This is a genomic window from Bradyrhizobium sp. USDA 4461, assembly GCF_054055655.1.
The window spans coordinates 4,499,800-4,514,449 of the sequence record NZ_JBSRXM010000001.1 but is presented as its reverse complement, the minus strand read 5'-3'; the positions used below and the strand labels follow the sequence as shown (position 1 = coordinate 4,514,449).

At 65.6% G+C, this 14,650-nt stretch carries 14 protein-coding genes; 4 read left to right on the top strand and 10 right to left on the bottom strand.

Annotated features, from left to right (window positions below; translation table 11 throughout):
• Window positions 1-23: 23 nt before the first annotated feature.
• On the bottom strand, window positions 24-1,349 hold the full coding sequence (gene fliI / locus ACVINW_RS20820; protein WP_456753005.1) for a flagellar protein export ATPase FliI: 1,326 nt from the start codon (window positions 1,347-1,349) through the stop codon (window positions 24-26).
• A gap of 367 nt (window positions 1,350-1,716) precedes the next feature.
• Between fliI and ctrA the strand changes: the two genes are divergently transcribed.
• Window positions 1,717-2,418 (top strand): response regulator transcription factor CtrA, encoded by a 702-nt coding sequence (ctrA, locus tag ACVINW_RS20815; protein ID WP_016848562.1) that lies wholly within the window; start codon window positions 1,717-1,719, stop codon window positions 2,416-2,418.
• Window positions 2,419-2,481: 63 nt separating this feature from the next.
• On the opposite strand, the gene ACVINW_RS20810 is transcribed toward ctrA, so the two are convergent.
• From ACVINW_RS20810 to ACVINW_RS20800, 3 genes are all read right to left on the bottom strand, one after another.
• A complete protein-coding gene (locus tag ACVINW_RS20810; RefSeq protein ID WP_456753004.1) occupies window positions 2,482-4,074 on the bottom strand; it encodes a S53 family peptidase in 1,593 nt (530 codons plus the stop codon).
• A 10-nt stretch (window positions 4,075-4,084) separates the two neighbouring features.
• Window positions 4,085-5,272, bottom strand: a complete 1,188-nt coding sequence (locus ACVINW_RS20805; RefSeq protein ID WP_456753003.1) for a hypothetical protein — start codon at window positions 5,270-5,272, stop codon at window positions 4,085-4,087.
• A gap of 70 nt (window positions 5,273-5,342) precedes the next feature.
• Window positions 5,343-5,702, bottom strand: coding sequence for a hypothetical protein (locus tag ACVINW_RS20800; protein WP_456753002.1), 360 nt, complete (start codon window positions 5,700-5,702; stop codon window positions 5,343-5,345).
• 109 nt (window positions 5,703-5,811) lie between these two features.
• Between ACVINW_RS20800 and ACVINW_RS20795 the strand changes: the two genes are divergently transcribed.
• The 3 genes from ACVINW_RS20795 to ACVINW_RS20785 are packed head-to-tail and all read left to right on the top strand — an operon-like array spanning window position 5,812 to window position 7,852.
• Window positions 5,812-6,216: a DUF350 domain-containing protein gene (locus ACVINW_RS20795; protein WP_074132099.1), complete on the top strand. Its 405-nt coding sequence runs from the start codon at window positions 5,812-5,814 to the stop codon at window positions 6,214-6,216.
• Window positions 6,217-6,232: 16 nt separating this feature from the next.
• Window positions 6,233-6,664, top strand: a complete 432-nt coding sequence (locus ACVINW_RS20790; RefSeq protein WP_456753001.1) for a hypothetical protein — start codon at window positions 6,233-6,235, stop codon at window positions 6,662-6,664.
• 30 nt (window positions 6,665-6,694) lie between these two features.
• Window positions 6,695-7,852 (top strand): glutathionylspermidine synthase family protein, encoded by a 1,158-nt coding sequence (locus ACVINW_RS20785; protein WP_456753000.1) that lies wholly within the window; start codon window positions 6,695-6,697, stop codon window positions 7,850-7,852.
• A 177-nt stretch (window positions 7,853-8,029) separates the two neighbouring features.
• On the opposite strand, the gene ACVINW_RS20780 is transcribed toward ACVINW_RS20785, so the two are convergent.
• The 6 genes from ACVINW_RS20780 to chpT all read right to left on the bottom strand — a co-directional run bounded on the left by ACVINW_RS20780 (window position 8,030) and on the right by chpT (window position 14,639).
• Entirely contained in the window at window positions 8,030-8,902 is an 873-nt protein-coding gene (locus tag ACVINW_RS20780) for a CheR family methyltransferase (RefSeq protein WP_456752999.1), read from the bottom strand.
• Entirely contained in the window at window positions 8,899-10,065 is a 1,167-nt protein-coding gene (locus ACVINW_RS20775) for a protein-glutamate methylesterase/protein-glutamine glutaminase (protein ID WP_456752998.1), read from the bottom strand. Before ACVINW_RS20775 ends, ACVINW_RS20780 begins: the two co-directional genes overlap by 4 nt.
• 75 nt (window positions 10,066-10,140) lie before the next feature.
• Window positions 10,141-10,506, bottom strand: a complete 366-nt coding sequence (locus ACVINW_RS20770; protein WP_021081912.1) for a response regulator — start codon at window positions 10,504-10,506, stop codon at window positions 10,141-10,143.
• 51 nt (window positions 10,507-10,557) lie between these two features.
• Window positions 10,558-11,028 (bottom strand): chemotaxis protein CheW, encoded by a 471-nt coding sequence (locus ACVINW_RS20765; RefSeq protein WP_456752997.1) that lies wholly within the window; start codon window positions 11,026-11,028, stop codon window positions 10,558-10,560.
• Window positions 11,029-11,057: 29 nt separating this feature from the next.
• Window positions 11,058-13,787: a hybrid sensor histidine kinase/response regulator gene (locus tag ACVINW_RS20760; RefSeq protein WP_456752996.1), complete on the bottom strand. Its 2,730-nt coding sequence runs from the start codon at window positions 13,785-13,787 to the stop codon at window positions 11,058-11,060.
• A gap of 204 nt (window positions 13,788-13,991) precedes the next feature.
• Complete coding sequence (gene chpT / locus ACVINW_RS20755) at window positions 13,992-14,639, bottom strand: histidine phosphotransferase ChpT (protein ID WP_456752995.1); 648 nt, start codon at window positions 14,637-14,639, stop codon at window positions 13,992-13,994.
• Window positions 14,640-14,650: the final 11 nt, after the last annotated feature.

Here is a 14,650-nt window from a genome sequence, read left to right as displayed (position 1 = left end):
CCGGAGATGATGGCCTGACAAAGTTAGCGTTCCGTTTCCAAACCCGACAGGATTTGAGCGAGTTGCCGGTAGCCGTCGCCGAGGCTGGTCGCCTCCTCCTTGGCCTGGCGCAGATAGGCCTCGAGCGGCTCATGCAGCCGGATCGCCTCGTCGACCTCGGGGCTGGAACCCGGCCGGTAGGCGCCGAGCCGGATCAGTTCCTCCATGTCGGAGTAGGTCGCCATCACCTGCCGCGCCTTGTTGATGAAGGGCAGGAAGTTGGGATCGGCCGATTTCGGCATGGTGCGCGAGACCGACTTGAGGATGTTGACCGCGGGGTAGCGGCCGCGCTCGGCGATCGCCCGCTGCATCACGATATGGCCGTCGAGGATGCCGCGCACCGCGTCGGCGATCGGCTCATTGTGATCGTCGCCGTCGACCAGCACCGTGAAGATCGCGGTGATGGTGCCGTTGCCGGTGCCCGGCCCCGCCCGCTCCAGGAGTTTCGGCAATTCGGTGAACACGGTCGGCGTGTAGCCTTTGGCGGTCGGCGGCTCGCCGGCCGAGAGCCCGATCTCGCGCTGCGCCATCGCAAAGCGCGTCACCGAGTCCATCAGGCACAGCACGTCCTGGTCCTCGTCGCGGAAATACTCGGCGATGGCGAGCGTCAGATACGCTGCCTGGCGCCGCATCAGCGCCGGCTCGTCGGAGGTCGCGACCACCACGACGGAGCGCGCCAGGCCCTCCTCGCCGAGATCCTCCTGGAGGAATTCCTGCACCTCGCGGCCGCGTTCGCCGATCAGCCCGATCACCGAGATCGCGGCATCGACATTGCGTGCCAGCATCGACAGCAGCACCGACTTGCCGACGCCGCTTCCGGCGAAGATGCCGAGCCGCTGGCCGCGGCAGCAGGTGAGAAAGGTGTTGAGGCCGCGGACGCCGAGATCGAGCGGCGGACCGACCCGCTTGCGCGAATGCGCCGGCGGCGGCGAGTTGCGGTAGGACATCGGCGAGGCGCCCTGCGGCAGCGGGCCCTTGCCGTCGATCGGCTCGCCCATCGCGTTGACGACGCGGCCGAGCCAGGCGGGCGACGGCCGCACCTGGCTCGCCGCATTGGCGATCACGGCGCGGCAACCGCGCCTGACGCCCTCGAGCCCGCCGAACGGCATCACCACCGCGTTCTCGCCGGAGAAGCCGATCACCTCGGCCGGGATGAAGCGGCCTGCGCCGACGTCGATCACGATGCGGGCACCGACCGACATCGCGTGAATCGGGCCAGCGATCTCGACCATGAGGCCGCGGACGCCGACCACGCGGCCATATATATTGACGCCGTCGATGTCGCCGATCTGCTCCGCGAGCGCCTTCATTGCGAAAACCTTAAGTTTCCGCGATTTTGCTCCAGCCGCTTAACTTCGTGTTTACCCGCATCATTAATCATTGCGTCACTGTCTTTGGTGACTGAGGTCGCTTGCCCATCAGAAGAAGGGCGAGTCGCGAGAGTCGGTTAGGCCCGGCTCTTAATGTGGAATCTGAACGGGCACGGTTAGGAAAAGCTTCTTCTACGCAATATCTTAGGGCGATTCGACAAAAATTGCACGGTTAGAGCTTGCGTGAAGGAATCAGTTTTTGTTAACCATATCTCGTCAGGATCCGAATCAGTTGTTCAAAGGCGTTTTGTGAGTGCCGCAAGTGCGGCCGACCTGACGCCCGGAGCGGCGACTATAGGGGACTGGCATGCGCGTTTTGCTAATTGAAGATGATAGCGCCGTCGCGCAGTCGATCGAATTGATGCTCAAATCCGAGAGTTTCAACGTCTATACGACGGACCTCGGTGAAGAAGGCGTCGATCTCGGCAAGCTTTACGACTACGACATCATCCTGCTCGACCTCAACCTGCCCGACATGTCCGGCTACGACGTGCTCAAGCAGCTCCGGGTCTCGAAGATCAAGACCCCCATTCTGATCCTCTCGGGCCTCGCCGGCATCGAGGATAAGGTCAAGGGTCTCGGCGTCGGCGCCGACGACTACATGACCAAGCCCTTCCACAAGGACGAGCTGGTTGCCCGCATCCACGCGATCGTGCGCCGCTCCAAGGGGCACGCCCAGTCGGTGATCCAGACCGGCGATCTCGTGGTCAATCTCGACACCAAGACGGTCGAGGTCGGCGGCCAGCGCGTGCACCTCACCGGCAAGGAATACCAGATGCTGGAGCTGCTCTCGCTCCGCAAGGGCACCACGCTCACCAAGGAAATGTTCCTCAATCACCTCTACGGCGGCATGGATGAGCCGGAGCTGAAGATCATCGACGTCTTCATCTGCAAGCTCCGCAAGAAGCTCGCCAACGCCTCCGAGGGCCGCAACTTCATCGAGACCGTGTGGGGCCGCGGCTACGTGCTGCGCGAGCCGCACGAGGCCGACGAGCGCATTCCCGCCTGACGCTTTCTACAGCAAACCTCCTCAGCCCCGCCGCAAATGGCGGGGTTTTTGTTTGTGGCGATGTCATGCCACCGGGATCGCGCTCAGGACGGAAACCAGATCCGCCCCCCTGGGAACGCCGAGCCCGGTGCAGGCGCTCCAGCCGGGACCGGCATCGTAACCCTTGCCGCCGACGCGGTTGTTGCCTTGCTGGACCGCACGGAAAGCGCCGGGGTTGGCATAAAGCGCCGAATTGAGCATGCCGATCTGCGCGCCGCGCGCGGCGACCGCGATTGCGACCAGGGCCGCCCATAGCGGTGTCGCGGCGCTGGTCCCGCTCATCGCCATCGCCTGTCCGTTGACGATGATGCGATAGCCCGGATTCGCCGCGGCGGCGCAAGCGACATCCGGGACGCCGCGCCTGACGGCGCCGTCGTTCTGCGACATCGGCAGCGTCAGATGCGACTGATAGTCGGGGACGGGATAGGCGTCGCTGATGCCGCCGCCGGTGCCGATCGCGCCGGCATTCCAGACCGCCTCCGCCGCGCCCGACGCTGCACCTTGGGCAAGCCCGGGCTGCGTGCCGCCGCAGCTCGTCGCATAGGGGCTCGAGGCGGGAAACCAGACATGGAGCTTGCCGTCGGTCAGGCCGCTGGTCGCGAGCTGATCGCCGCTGGCGAACAGCACGCTGACGCGCAAGCGCGCCGCATCGGCCAGCACGGCCTGCATCGCGTCGCGCCCCGGCGCGGTCCAGAATTTCTCGGCGCTGCCCCAGCTCACCGAGATCACCTGCGGCGCGTGCACGTCGTCGAACACCGCCCGATGGATCGCGTCGGTGAGGCCGGCGGCGGAGTTCTCGGCGAAGTAGACCACGATCCTGGCCTTCGGCAGCAGCCCGGCGAGCACCTGGAGATCGAGCGCGAGCTCCTGATCGGCGACATCGTTGCTGCCGAGACCGCCATTGCCGGCCTGCGGCACGTTGACGACATCGGGCGGCTGCCTGTTCATGCCGGCCAGCGCCATCGCGAGGTCACTCTCGAGATAGCCGCCGCCGAGGGCGACGATGCCGACGCAGATCGACGACACGTCGCGATCCAGCGGAATGCCGTAGCGGGCCGCGATGTCGGTCGGCCACAGCCCGTCGCCGCCGCCGGGGTCGGCCTGGGCCCGCGCCAGCGGCGCTCTGGCCCGCAGCGACCGCAGCGGCCGCTGATCGAAGCCGAGGATGGCGCGGGTCCATGGCGCGATCTCGGCAGGCACGGTCAGGCCGCCGACGCGCGCACGGAACTCGCGCGTGCCGTCGCGATAAATCCGAAGCGTCGCGCCGAAGATCTCGGCCATCTGCCGCGCGGTGCCTTGCAGTTCGACCGTGCGCGCGACCGGATCGCTGCGGCCGACAATCAGCCTCCGCGCTTTCGCCAGCCGCACGATGCGGGCGATCGCGGGGGCATGGCTGCGATGGCGCTGCGTCGCAAGCTGGCGCCGGGTGACCGGCTTGGCGAGCCGGGCGAGGTCACCGGCGCTGCCGGGCTGAAACGCGTCCGGCGTGCGCCGCTTCACATAGACCACGATCGAGATCGGTTCATCGGGATCGACATCGCCGACCAGCGTCGCACCGTCAGGCGCAGCGCGGTTGCTGCCGGCCAGCGGAATCCTGTGTTCGCGCGAGCCCGCCATCGGTGCGGCCTCACTTGCCCGCGCACGGGCTCGGCTGTGCGGGTGTCTGCGTATCGTCATAGGCGCAGAACGGGATCGACCAGACGAAGTCCGCCGCGGTCGCGATCCGCGTGAGGCCGGGCTTGCCTTCGAAGATCGGCGGCTGGCCCGAGAACTTCCAGTACCATTCCGGCAGCAGCGGCCCGAGCGGCGCGACCGGGCCGTTGGGGCCGAACGACAGGAAGCCGGCCTGCGACGATGGCGTGCCGTCCGCCTTGAAGGCCGCCCGGCCGTGGCAGGTGATGCAGGACGAGGTGGCGACGAAACCGTCCTCGGTGACGGAATTGCCGAGCCTGATGTCGAGCCCGACATTGTCGACGAAGTCGGCCTGCGAACCCTTCAGGCAGTAATTGCCGTAGACGGGATCGATGTCCGCGCCCGACAACATCGCCGTCAGCGCTGATGTCTTCGCGCAATCCGGATAGCCCTGACCGGCGGTGCGGTTCGACGGCACGAACGCGGTCTGCGCGCCGAAACTGTCGCGACAGCCGATGATGTCGCAGCGGCCCGGATTGAAGCGATGCTCGAATGTCGCCCAGGTCCAGTTCGGCACCTGCTTGCTGATCACATGCATCGAGACCAGCGCGTATTGCACGCCGGCCGCGCTGTTGACGTGATAGAGCTGCGGCACCTGCGCCGCCGTCACCTTGTTGTTGGTGAATTGCGGGATGTCGCTGACCGGCACCCAATTGCCCTTCACCTCGATGGAATCGACCGGGAACGACAGCGCCTTGCCGAACGCGGCCTTCACGCCCGACAGCTTGTAGAGGTTGTTCTGCACGATGAAGTCGAAGGTCGGCTTGTTGTGACGGGTCTCCTCCATCTGGCCCTGCCCGGCGCCGGGCGGCAGCGCCGGCAGCAGGCCGCCGCTCTGCTGCACGCCTTCGCGCGCCACCTGCGGCAGGATCGGCGGGCGCAGCACCAGCGGCGTCGCGGCTGCCGGAAACTGCGGATTGGGCTGGAACAGATCGGTGTCGCTCGCCCAGGTCTCGAATGTCGAATTGCTGCCGCCGGCACGGGTGTTGGCCTGGATGAACAGCTGCCAGGCGACCTGGTCCGGCGCGGTCATCGCCGGGTTCGGCGGCGATTGCGCCGCGGCCGGCAGCGCGGGAAGCAGCAACAGACCACAGACGAGCAGCGTGTCGATCGACCTTCTCATCTTGCTCTCCACATCCGGTTCAAAAAAGCTTGGGGTTCAAGAAAGGCTGGCGTTCAAGAAAGGTTGGGGCTCAAGGTTGGAATCCGTCCCCTATCCAGCTCGCATAGATATCGAGCTGGTCCTGCGACCAGCGGTGACCTGGCGGCATGAAGCCGGACGACAGCGCGGCGAAGACGCGGCGTGCATTGGCGTGATCGGCAAAGTCGTCATTGCCGGCCGGGTCGCCCATCCAGTCGGCGTCGCTGATCCGAACGCCCTTCGCCGCCATGCAGGCGATGTCGCCCGGTCGAAACATCGGGAGGATGTCGTTGCCGAAGCTGGTCGTCATGGCGATCACCGTGCCCATTCGCGACATGAACTTCTGGTTGCATATCGTATAGACGACCATCGCAGCGGCCGCTGTGAAGCGGCTCACACCGCCGCGCAGCAATTTTTCCGTGGCTCGCCACCGGAGCCCACAGGTCACATCGAACCGAAGCTTCGCGAACCGCGACCAATCAGCTATAGGATGGCGATCTAGGGCAATTCGGGCGCATCACATGATCCTGCAATCCCTCGCCGGCCTGCCGGCGTTCCTGGTCTATTTCTGCACGGCGCTGATCGCCGTGGTCGCCTATTTGTTCGTCTACACGCGCGTTACCCCGCACGACGAATTCCAGCTGATCCGCGACAATGATTCCGCGGCGGCGATCGCGCTGGGCCTCAGCCTGCTCGGCTTCGTGCTGCCGGTGGTCAGCGCCATCGCCCACTCGGCCAACGTGATCGACTGCCTGATCTGGAGCATCATCGCGCTGATCGTGCAGATCATCGTCTATTACATCGTGAAGATCCCGGTGCCGAACCTGTCGGCGCGGATCGCCTCCGGCGAAATGGCGGCGGCGATCTGGCTCGGGCTGTCCTCGCTGGCGGCGGGCGCGCTGAACGCGGCCTGCATGATCTACTGAGCCGTTGAGCCGAAGCATGGCGCGCAAACCCAACCCGGAATTCGGCAAGCGGCGGCCGGTCGTGCCGGCGGTGGCGCCGCGGCCGGATCAGCCGTCCAAGCGCTCCAACCATGTCGCGCTGCTGATCATGGGCACGCTTGCGGTCGGCGGCAGCGCCTATGCGCTGATGCCGCGGCAGAATTGCCAACCCGTGCAGCCGGCGCCGCCCGGCGTGACCGCACCGGGGGTCACCGCGCCGGTGCCGCCGCAACCCGGTGCCGATTGCGCGCCGCGCAGTTCATCATCCGGGTCGGGCGGCGGCGGCAGCAGTTCGTCACGCAGCAGCTTCTACAGCGGCGGCTCCTCGTCGAGCGGCGCGTCATCCTCGTCGAGCTCGTCGTCAAGCTCGTCGGTGAGCCGCGGCGGCTTCGGCTCGTTCGCGCATGCGTTCGGCTTCGGTGGCGGCTGATGCGAAGCTGACAAACATCACGGTCCCCTCATGCAACGCATCGCATGCCCCGAACGCGACGATTGGCAGGCCTCCGCCGAAAACGCCGGCTTCACCTTCCACACCATCGACGGCGAACGTTACTGGGACGAGCGCGCCTATTACGCCTTCACGCTCGACGAGATCGAGCGCGACATCGAGGCTCCGACCGGCGAGATCGATGCGATGTGCCTCGAGCTCGCCGGACGCGCGGTCAAGGATGAACAATATCTGCGCCGGCTGAAGATACCGGAGGCGTATTGGGATCTGATCGCGGCGAGCTGGCGCCGCAAGGACCCGAGCCTGTACGGCCGGCTCGACCTCAAATTCAGCGGCAGCGGCCCGGCCAAGCTGCTCGAATACAATGCCGACACGCCGACCTCGATCTTCGAGGCCGCGGTGTTTCAATGGACCTGGCTCGAACAGGCGATCGAACGCCACATCATCCCGAAGCGCGCCGACCAGTTCAACTCGATCCACGAGCGGCTGATCGAGACCTGGAAGACGATCGGCGCCAACCATCCGCTGCATCTCACCGGCCTGACCGGCAACGCCGAGGACGCCGGCACGCTCGCCTATCTCGAGGACACCGCGGCGCAGGCCGGGCTGAAGACCACCCTGCTCGACATCGAACAGATCGGGCTACGCAGCGACAATCAGTTCGTCGATCTCGACGAGATCCCGATCAGGCTCGCGTTCAAGCTCTATCCGTGGGAGTGGATGTTTCACGACGCGTTCGGCAAGAATCTATCGACCGCACCGACGCAGTGGATCGAGCCGCCGTGGAAGGCGATCCTGTCCAACAAGGGCATCCTGCCGCTGTTATGGGAGATGTTCCCGAACCACCCCAATTTGCTGCCGGCCTATTTCGAGGACGACCCGCAGGCCGCGCAGCTCGGCAGCTCGTTCGTGCGCAAGCCGATCTATTCGCGCGAGGGCGCCAACGTCGAGCTGGTCAGCGCCGGCCTCACGCTGGTCGCGGAGCAAGGTCCCTACGGCGCTGAAGGCTTCATCCGCCAGGCGCTGGCGCCGCTGCCGAATTTTTCCGGCCAGTATCCCGTGCTCGGCAGCTGGCTGGTCGACCACACGCCGTGCGGGCTCTCGATCCGCGAAGACGAGAACCCGATCACCGGCAACGCCTCGCGCTTCCTGCCGCACGCGATTTTGTGATTCGTGTTCGTGGAAACGAAGGCAGCTTTTTCACCGTCATCCTGAGGAGCCGCGAAGCGGCGTCTCGAAGGATGCACGGCCCGGCTGGTGGCCGTCGATCCTTCGAGACGCGCGCAAGTGCGCGCTCCTCAAGATGACGGAGCAGACAGCACCGGGCTCGTAGGTCGGAAGATGGGGCTAGCGCGCCGCAGACGCGACCGCCTTCAGCGCATGAACCGCGGCACCGGCGCGCGCGACCGGGACGATGCTCGGCTGATAGAGCCCGCGCCGGTCGGGATAGGGCTTGAACAGGGTCGTGATGCCGACCACCGATTCCGCCGCGCCGAGCGCCAGCACGCCGTCGGGCTCGAGCATTCGTGCGATCTTGCCGAAGATCGCGGCCTTGGTGCGCTGATCGAAATAGATCAGCACATTGCGGCAGAAGATCACGTCGAAGGTGCCGAGATGCGAGAGATCGCCAAGCAGGTTGAGCTGGCGATGCTGCACCATGCCGCGGATGTCGGCGTTGAGCTGCCAGTGCTCGCCCTGCTGCACGAAGTACTTCACCAGCAGCTGGATCGGCAGGCCGCGCTGCACCTCGAACTGGCTGAACAGGCCGGCCTTGGACTTTTCCAGCACCGCCTGCGACAGGTCGGTGGCGACGATCTCGATGCGCCAGCCGGCGAACAGCGCGGTCATTTCCTTCAGCAGCATCGCGATCGAATAGGGCTCCTGCCCGGTCGACGACGCCGCGCACCAGATGCGAAGGCTGCGGCGCGCGGCGCGGGCCTGCGCAAGTGCCGGCAGCACGGCGTCCTTCAGATGGTCGAACGGGATCTTGTCGCGAAAGAAGAAGGTCTCGTTGGTGGTCATCGCTTCGACCACGTCAGACGTCAGCGCCTCGGCGCCGCCCTTCAGCCGCTGCACGAGCTCGGCAATGCCGGCGAGGTTCGACCGGCGCGCCAGGGGCAGCAGGCGGCTTTCGACGAGATATTGCTTGTCGGCGGACAGATCGAGGCCGGAACGCTCTTTCAGCAGCCTACGCAGATACTCATAGTCCAGCGGCGTCACGAACGGTCTCCCGCAAACACGCGAACAAGCTTCGGTGCGATCTGATTGAGCGGCAGCACCGCGGCGCAGATGCCGGCATTGACCGCAGCACCCGGCATGCCCCAGACCACGCTGGTCGCTTCGTCCTGCGCAATCACGCTGCCGCCGGCGGCGACGATGTCCTTGCCGCCGCGCATGCCGTCGGAGCCCATGCCGGTCAGGATCACCGACATGATGCTGCCCTGCCAGACATCGATCGCGGAGGTGAACATCGGATCGACCGCGGGCTTGCAGAAATTGACCGGCGGCCCGTCGTCGAGCGCGATCACCGCATCGATGCCGTGGCGCGCGATGCGCATGTGCCGTCCGCCCGGCGCCAGATAGATCCGGCCCGGCTTGATGCTCTCGCCGTCGATTGCCTCATGCGCCGGCCGCTTGCTGGCGCGCGCCAGATGCTCGGCAAGAATGGTGGTGAAGGTCGGCGGCATGTGCTGGGTGATCAGCACCGGGACGCGGTCGATCACCGGACCGATCTCCGCGACCAGCGACATCAGCGCCTGCGGGCCGCCGGTCGAAGAGCCGATCAGCAGCACCTTCGGTGCCAGCAGGCCGAACGAACGGCGCGCGATCGGAGCCGGTGCGAGATGCGGAGCCGCGGGCGCCACCGTGCGCACCTTGTCGTGACCGGGCGCGAGCGGTGGGCTTGCCGTGGTGTGCGCGGTGCTGCGGCGCGCCTTGGCGCCGAGATGCCGGATCTTCTGGATCAGGTCGTGGCGGAAGATTTCCGCGGCGGTAGCCTCGCGCGTGCTCTCCGGCTTTGGAATGTAATCGGCTGCGCCGAGCGACAATGCCTTCAGGCTGATCTCCGCGTTGCGGCGGGTCAGCGTGGAGGCCATGATGATGACGAGATCGCGCTTCTTCGCGAGCAGCTGCGGCAGCGCCGAGATGCCGTCGAGATCGGGCATCTCGATGTCGAGCACCGCGACATCGGGATTGATGCGTTCGAGCTGGTTGACGGCGTCGAGGCCGGTGCGCAGCGAGGCCACGACCTCCATGTCGGGCTCGGCACCGATCCAGCGCGAGATCATCCCGCGGATCACCACGGAATCGTCGACCACCATCACCCGCACCTTGTCGGTACGGGTCGAGGTCGGGACCGCAGAACTTGTCAACGCAACACTCATGACTTCACCAGCGACGCAACACGACGCACAACAACCGTTGAGCCGAAGGCATCTGCCGCCGGATCGAACAGAAACCTAAATGAGCCCGACTTCCTGGAACTTCGCGGTGACGATGTCCCGGTCGAACGGCTTCATGATGTATTCGTTGGCACCGGCATGCAGCGCGCGGGCGATATGCGCGACGTCATTCTCGGTGGTGCAGAACACGACCTTGGGCTGATCGCCACCGGGCATGCGGCGGAGATTGCCGAGAAACTCGTAGCCGTCCATGACGGGCATGTTCCAGTCGAGCAGCACGGCTTCGGGCATCGCGCGCTTGCAGGCTTCGAGCGCCTTGGCGCCGTCCTCGGCCTCGACGATCGTGAAATCGAGTCCTTCCAGGATGCGGCGGGCGACCTTGCGAATGACGCTTGAGTCATCGACTACAAGACAGGTTCTCATCTGCGACCTCTTCCTCATCCCCGGTGGGATGTTTCAGTTCTTCAGTTCTGCTCACGCCGCCTTGGCGTCGGGCACCAGTTCGAGCACGCGATCGACATCGAGGACGACCATGAGCTGGCCGTCGAGACGGTGGACGCCGCCGGCGAGCTTGGCCATGCGGGGATCGAGGTTGACCGGATTGTCCTCGCGGCTGTCGTCGGGCAGCCGCAGCACCTCGCCGATCTGGTCGATCAGCAGGCCATAGGATTCGCCGCGCTGGTCGACCCCGACCGCCATCGGCGGCTGGCCGTCATCGGCCTTCGGCAGCCCGAGCCGGGCGCGCATGTCGACCACGGTGACGATGCGGCCGCGCAGGTTGAGCACGCCGGCGATCTCGCTGGACGACAGCGGCACCCGCGTCAGCCGCTCCGGCATGAACACGTCCTGGACGCGCGAGATCGGCAGCCCGAACAGCTGGCCGCCGATCACGGCGGTGACGTATTCGGCGACCGCGCCTTCAGTTGTCTCGGTCTTGCTGGTCATCACTTTGTGTTCCTTCAAGCCAAGTCCGATTACGCGGCCCGCCGCATCTCGGCGGTCTGCTCTTTCAGCGCCGCGATCAGCCCGGGACGGTCGAATTTTGCCACGTAGTCGTGGAAGCCGGCCTGCCGGCCGCGCTCGATCGCCGCCGGAGACACCATCGCCGACAGCGCGATGATCGGCAGCTGGTTCAGATTGTGGTCAGATCGGATGTTCTCGGCGAACTCGAAACCGTTCATCTCGGGCATCTCGATGTCGGTCAGCACGACGTCGAAGGCCTGCCCCGAGCGCAGCGCGGCAAGGCCCTCCTGCGCATTCGGCGCGGTCCTGACCTTGTAGCCGGCAGCCTTCAAGACCGGCGCCAGCATGTTGCGGAAGAACGCCGAGTCGTCGACCAGCAGCACCGACTGTGCCGACGCCGACGGGCGCATCTCCTTGCGCGAGAACCAGTCGGCGAACGCCATCGGCAGGAAGTGGCCGACGTCGATCACCTCGGTGGCCTGGCCCTTGATCACCGCCGAGCCCAGAATGCCGTCCTGGGAGCCGGCGACCTCGATATTGAGCCGCTCCTCGACGATGTCGATGATCTCGTCGACCACGAGCCCCATCGAGCGGCCGTCATCGGCGAACACCAGGATCGGCTGCGCGCCCTGGCTTTGCACCTCGACCCCGGCCATCTGCACCAGCGGCATCAGCTGCTCGCGGTACTGCACCATGTAGCGGCCGTTGCTGAGCTCGATCTTGTCGGTTGCGATCTCCTCCAGGCGCGTGACGAGGCCGAGCGGCACCGCCTTGGGCTGGCTGGAGCCGGCGCGGAACACCAGCAACGAAGTCAGCTGCTCGCCGCTTGCGGCATGGGCATTGGCGCTGTCGTCGGCCATGTCATGGGCCGAGGAGCCGGAGGCGCCGAGCGCCTTGGCAATCCCGTTGGGGTCGATGATCATGATCACGGCGCCATCGCCCAAAATGGTGTTCCCGGAGAACATGTCGATGTGCCGCAGCTTGGTCGACATCGGCTTGACCACGATCTCCTCGGTGTGGAACACGCCGTCGACCACGATGCCGAAGGTCTGGCTGCCGACTTGCGTGACCACGATGAAGCCGTTCTCGGCATCTGACGTGGTGGCGCCGTCGTCGATCTTCAGGAGCTTCTTGAGATGGATCAGCGGCAAGAGCTTGTTGCGCAGGCGCAAGACTGCGGTGTCCTTGATCCGCTCGATGCGGTGCTCGGAGTTGGCGCGGGCCCGCACCAGCTCGACCACGGACAGCTGCGGGATGGCAAAACGGTCGCCGCCGGCTTCGACGATCAGCGCGGAGACGATCGCAAGCGTCAGCGGAATCTTGATGGTGACACTGGCGCCCTCGCCGGCCACGCTCTTGATGTCGATGGTGCCGCCGATCTGGTCGATATTGGTGCGCACCACGTCCATGCCGACGCCGCGGCCGGACACCGAGGTCACCTGCGCTGCGGTCGAGAAGCCCGGCGCGAAGATGAACTTGTGGATCTGGGCTTCGGTCATCTTCTCGAGCTCGGCCTCGGTGACGAGGCCGTTCTGGAGCGCCTTGGCCTTGATCCGCTCGGTGTTGAGGCCTCTGCCATTGTCGGCGATGCAGATGATGATGTGGCCGCCTTCGTGATAGGCGGAGAGGCGAATGGTGCCCTGCTCCGGCTTGCCGGCGGCGAGGCGCTCGGCGGTGGTCTCCAGCCCATGGTCGGCGGAGTTGCGCACCATGTGCGTCAGCGGATCCTTGATCAGGTCGAGCACCTGGCGGTCGAGCTCGGTGTCGGCGCCGTGCATCTCCAGCTCGATCTGCTTGCCGAGTTCGCCGGAGAGGTCGCGGACGATGCGCGGCAGCTTCTGCCAGGCATTGCCGATCGGCTGCATCCGCGTCTTCATGACGCCCTCCTGCAGCTCGGCGGTGACGTTGGAGAGCCGCTGCAGCGGCACCTTGAACTCGGTGTCCTCGTTGCGCCTGCTAATCTCCAGCAGCTGGTTGCGGGTCAAGACCAGCTCGGAGACCATGGTCATCAAATGTTCGAGGGTGTCGACATTGACCCGGATCGACTGGTTGGCGATCTTGTCGCCTTCCTGGACGTCGGTCTCGGCGGCCGCCTTGCGGGCCGGCTTCTTTGCGGCTTCCGCGGGCTCGGCGACAGGTGCCGCGGCCACCGGCTTGGCAACCGGCGCCGATGCGGGTGCAGTCACTTCGGTCTCGGTCTCGCGGAAGGCGCGCTCGAGCTCGTCGAGCGAGACCTCGCCCGGACGCAAGGGGCGCTCCAGCGTCTGCACCACCAGCGTGCCTTCGGTCATTGCCGCCTGCACCGACGGGGCGTCGACCACCGGCACATCTTCTTCGGCGACATCAGCAGCCGCCATTGCGGCCATGCCGCGATCGACCATGGCCTCGAGCTGATCGATCAGGTCGCGGTCATTGCCTTCAGGCTCGGCTTCGGTTGCCTCGAGCCCGGCCAGAATCTCCTTGATGCGGTCGATCGAGGACAGGATCAGCGTCACGGCTTCGGCCTTCACCGGCATGCCGTCGCGGAATTTGCCCATCAAGGTCTCGCCGGCATGCGCCAGCGCTTCCAGCCGCGGCAGTCCGAGGAAGCCGCAGGTCCCCTTGATGGTGTGCACAAGGCGGAAGATATTATCCAGGATCTTTGCGTTGTTCGGATCCTGCTCGAACTGCACCAGCTGGTTGTCGACCGTATCCAGGCTCTCGCTGCTCTCCGTCAGGAACTCGCGCAACAGATCGTCCATGAAAACCAACCTTCGAAAAACGCCGAAAACGCAGGCGGCGCGCGACATCGACGCGCCTGACGGAACCGAGGTCAGCTTCTCCGCAAAGCGTTTAAGTTTGGTTGAGTAATTGGAAAAGAACGGGATCAACAAAGAGATAAGGCCGCACGATTGAATCGCGCGGCCGGTCGTAACCTTTGATTAATGATCTCCGCGCGGCCGCGTTCAGGCCGCGGCGACAATGACCTTGTCGCCGTCGAGCGTGAGCGTCACCTTGAGCCCGCAGGCTTCCGCCAACAGGCGCGTGTAGTATGGCTGCACCGCATGCGCATCGACCGTGTTCGCCGAGGTCCCGCTGAGGATATCGACGATGTTCTGCGGCACGCGGGCATTGAGCCCGGCGGAGGTGATCCGGAAGATCGTCGCGTCACCCTCGCCGACCGGATCGACGGTGAGCGTGCCGCCGCGCGGGATGGTCTGCTGTGCGACCACCAGCATGTTCAGCAGCAGCTTGACGCGATTCTTGGGCAGCAGCAGCCGCGGCAAATTCCAGACCAGCGTGACCTTGCCGTCCTCGATGTGCCCCTTCGCCATGTTCTGGGCGTCGCCGAGATCGATCTGGGCGCCGGAGGAACCGGCTGCGCCGAACGCCAGCCGGCAGAACTGCAACCGGGCCGACGCGGTCTTGGCGCTCTTGCGGATCAGATCGAGCGCGAAGTCGCGATCTTCCGGCTTCGGATTGTCGTCGAGGACCTCAAGCCCATTGACGATCGCGCCCACCGGACTGATGAGATCGTGACAGACCTTCGAGCACAGCAGCGCTGCGAGCTCGAGCGCATCGGGAGCGGGACCGGGAGACGAAGTGCCAGACATCAATTGTTTCC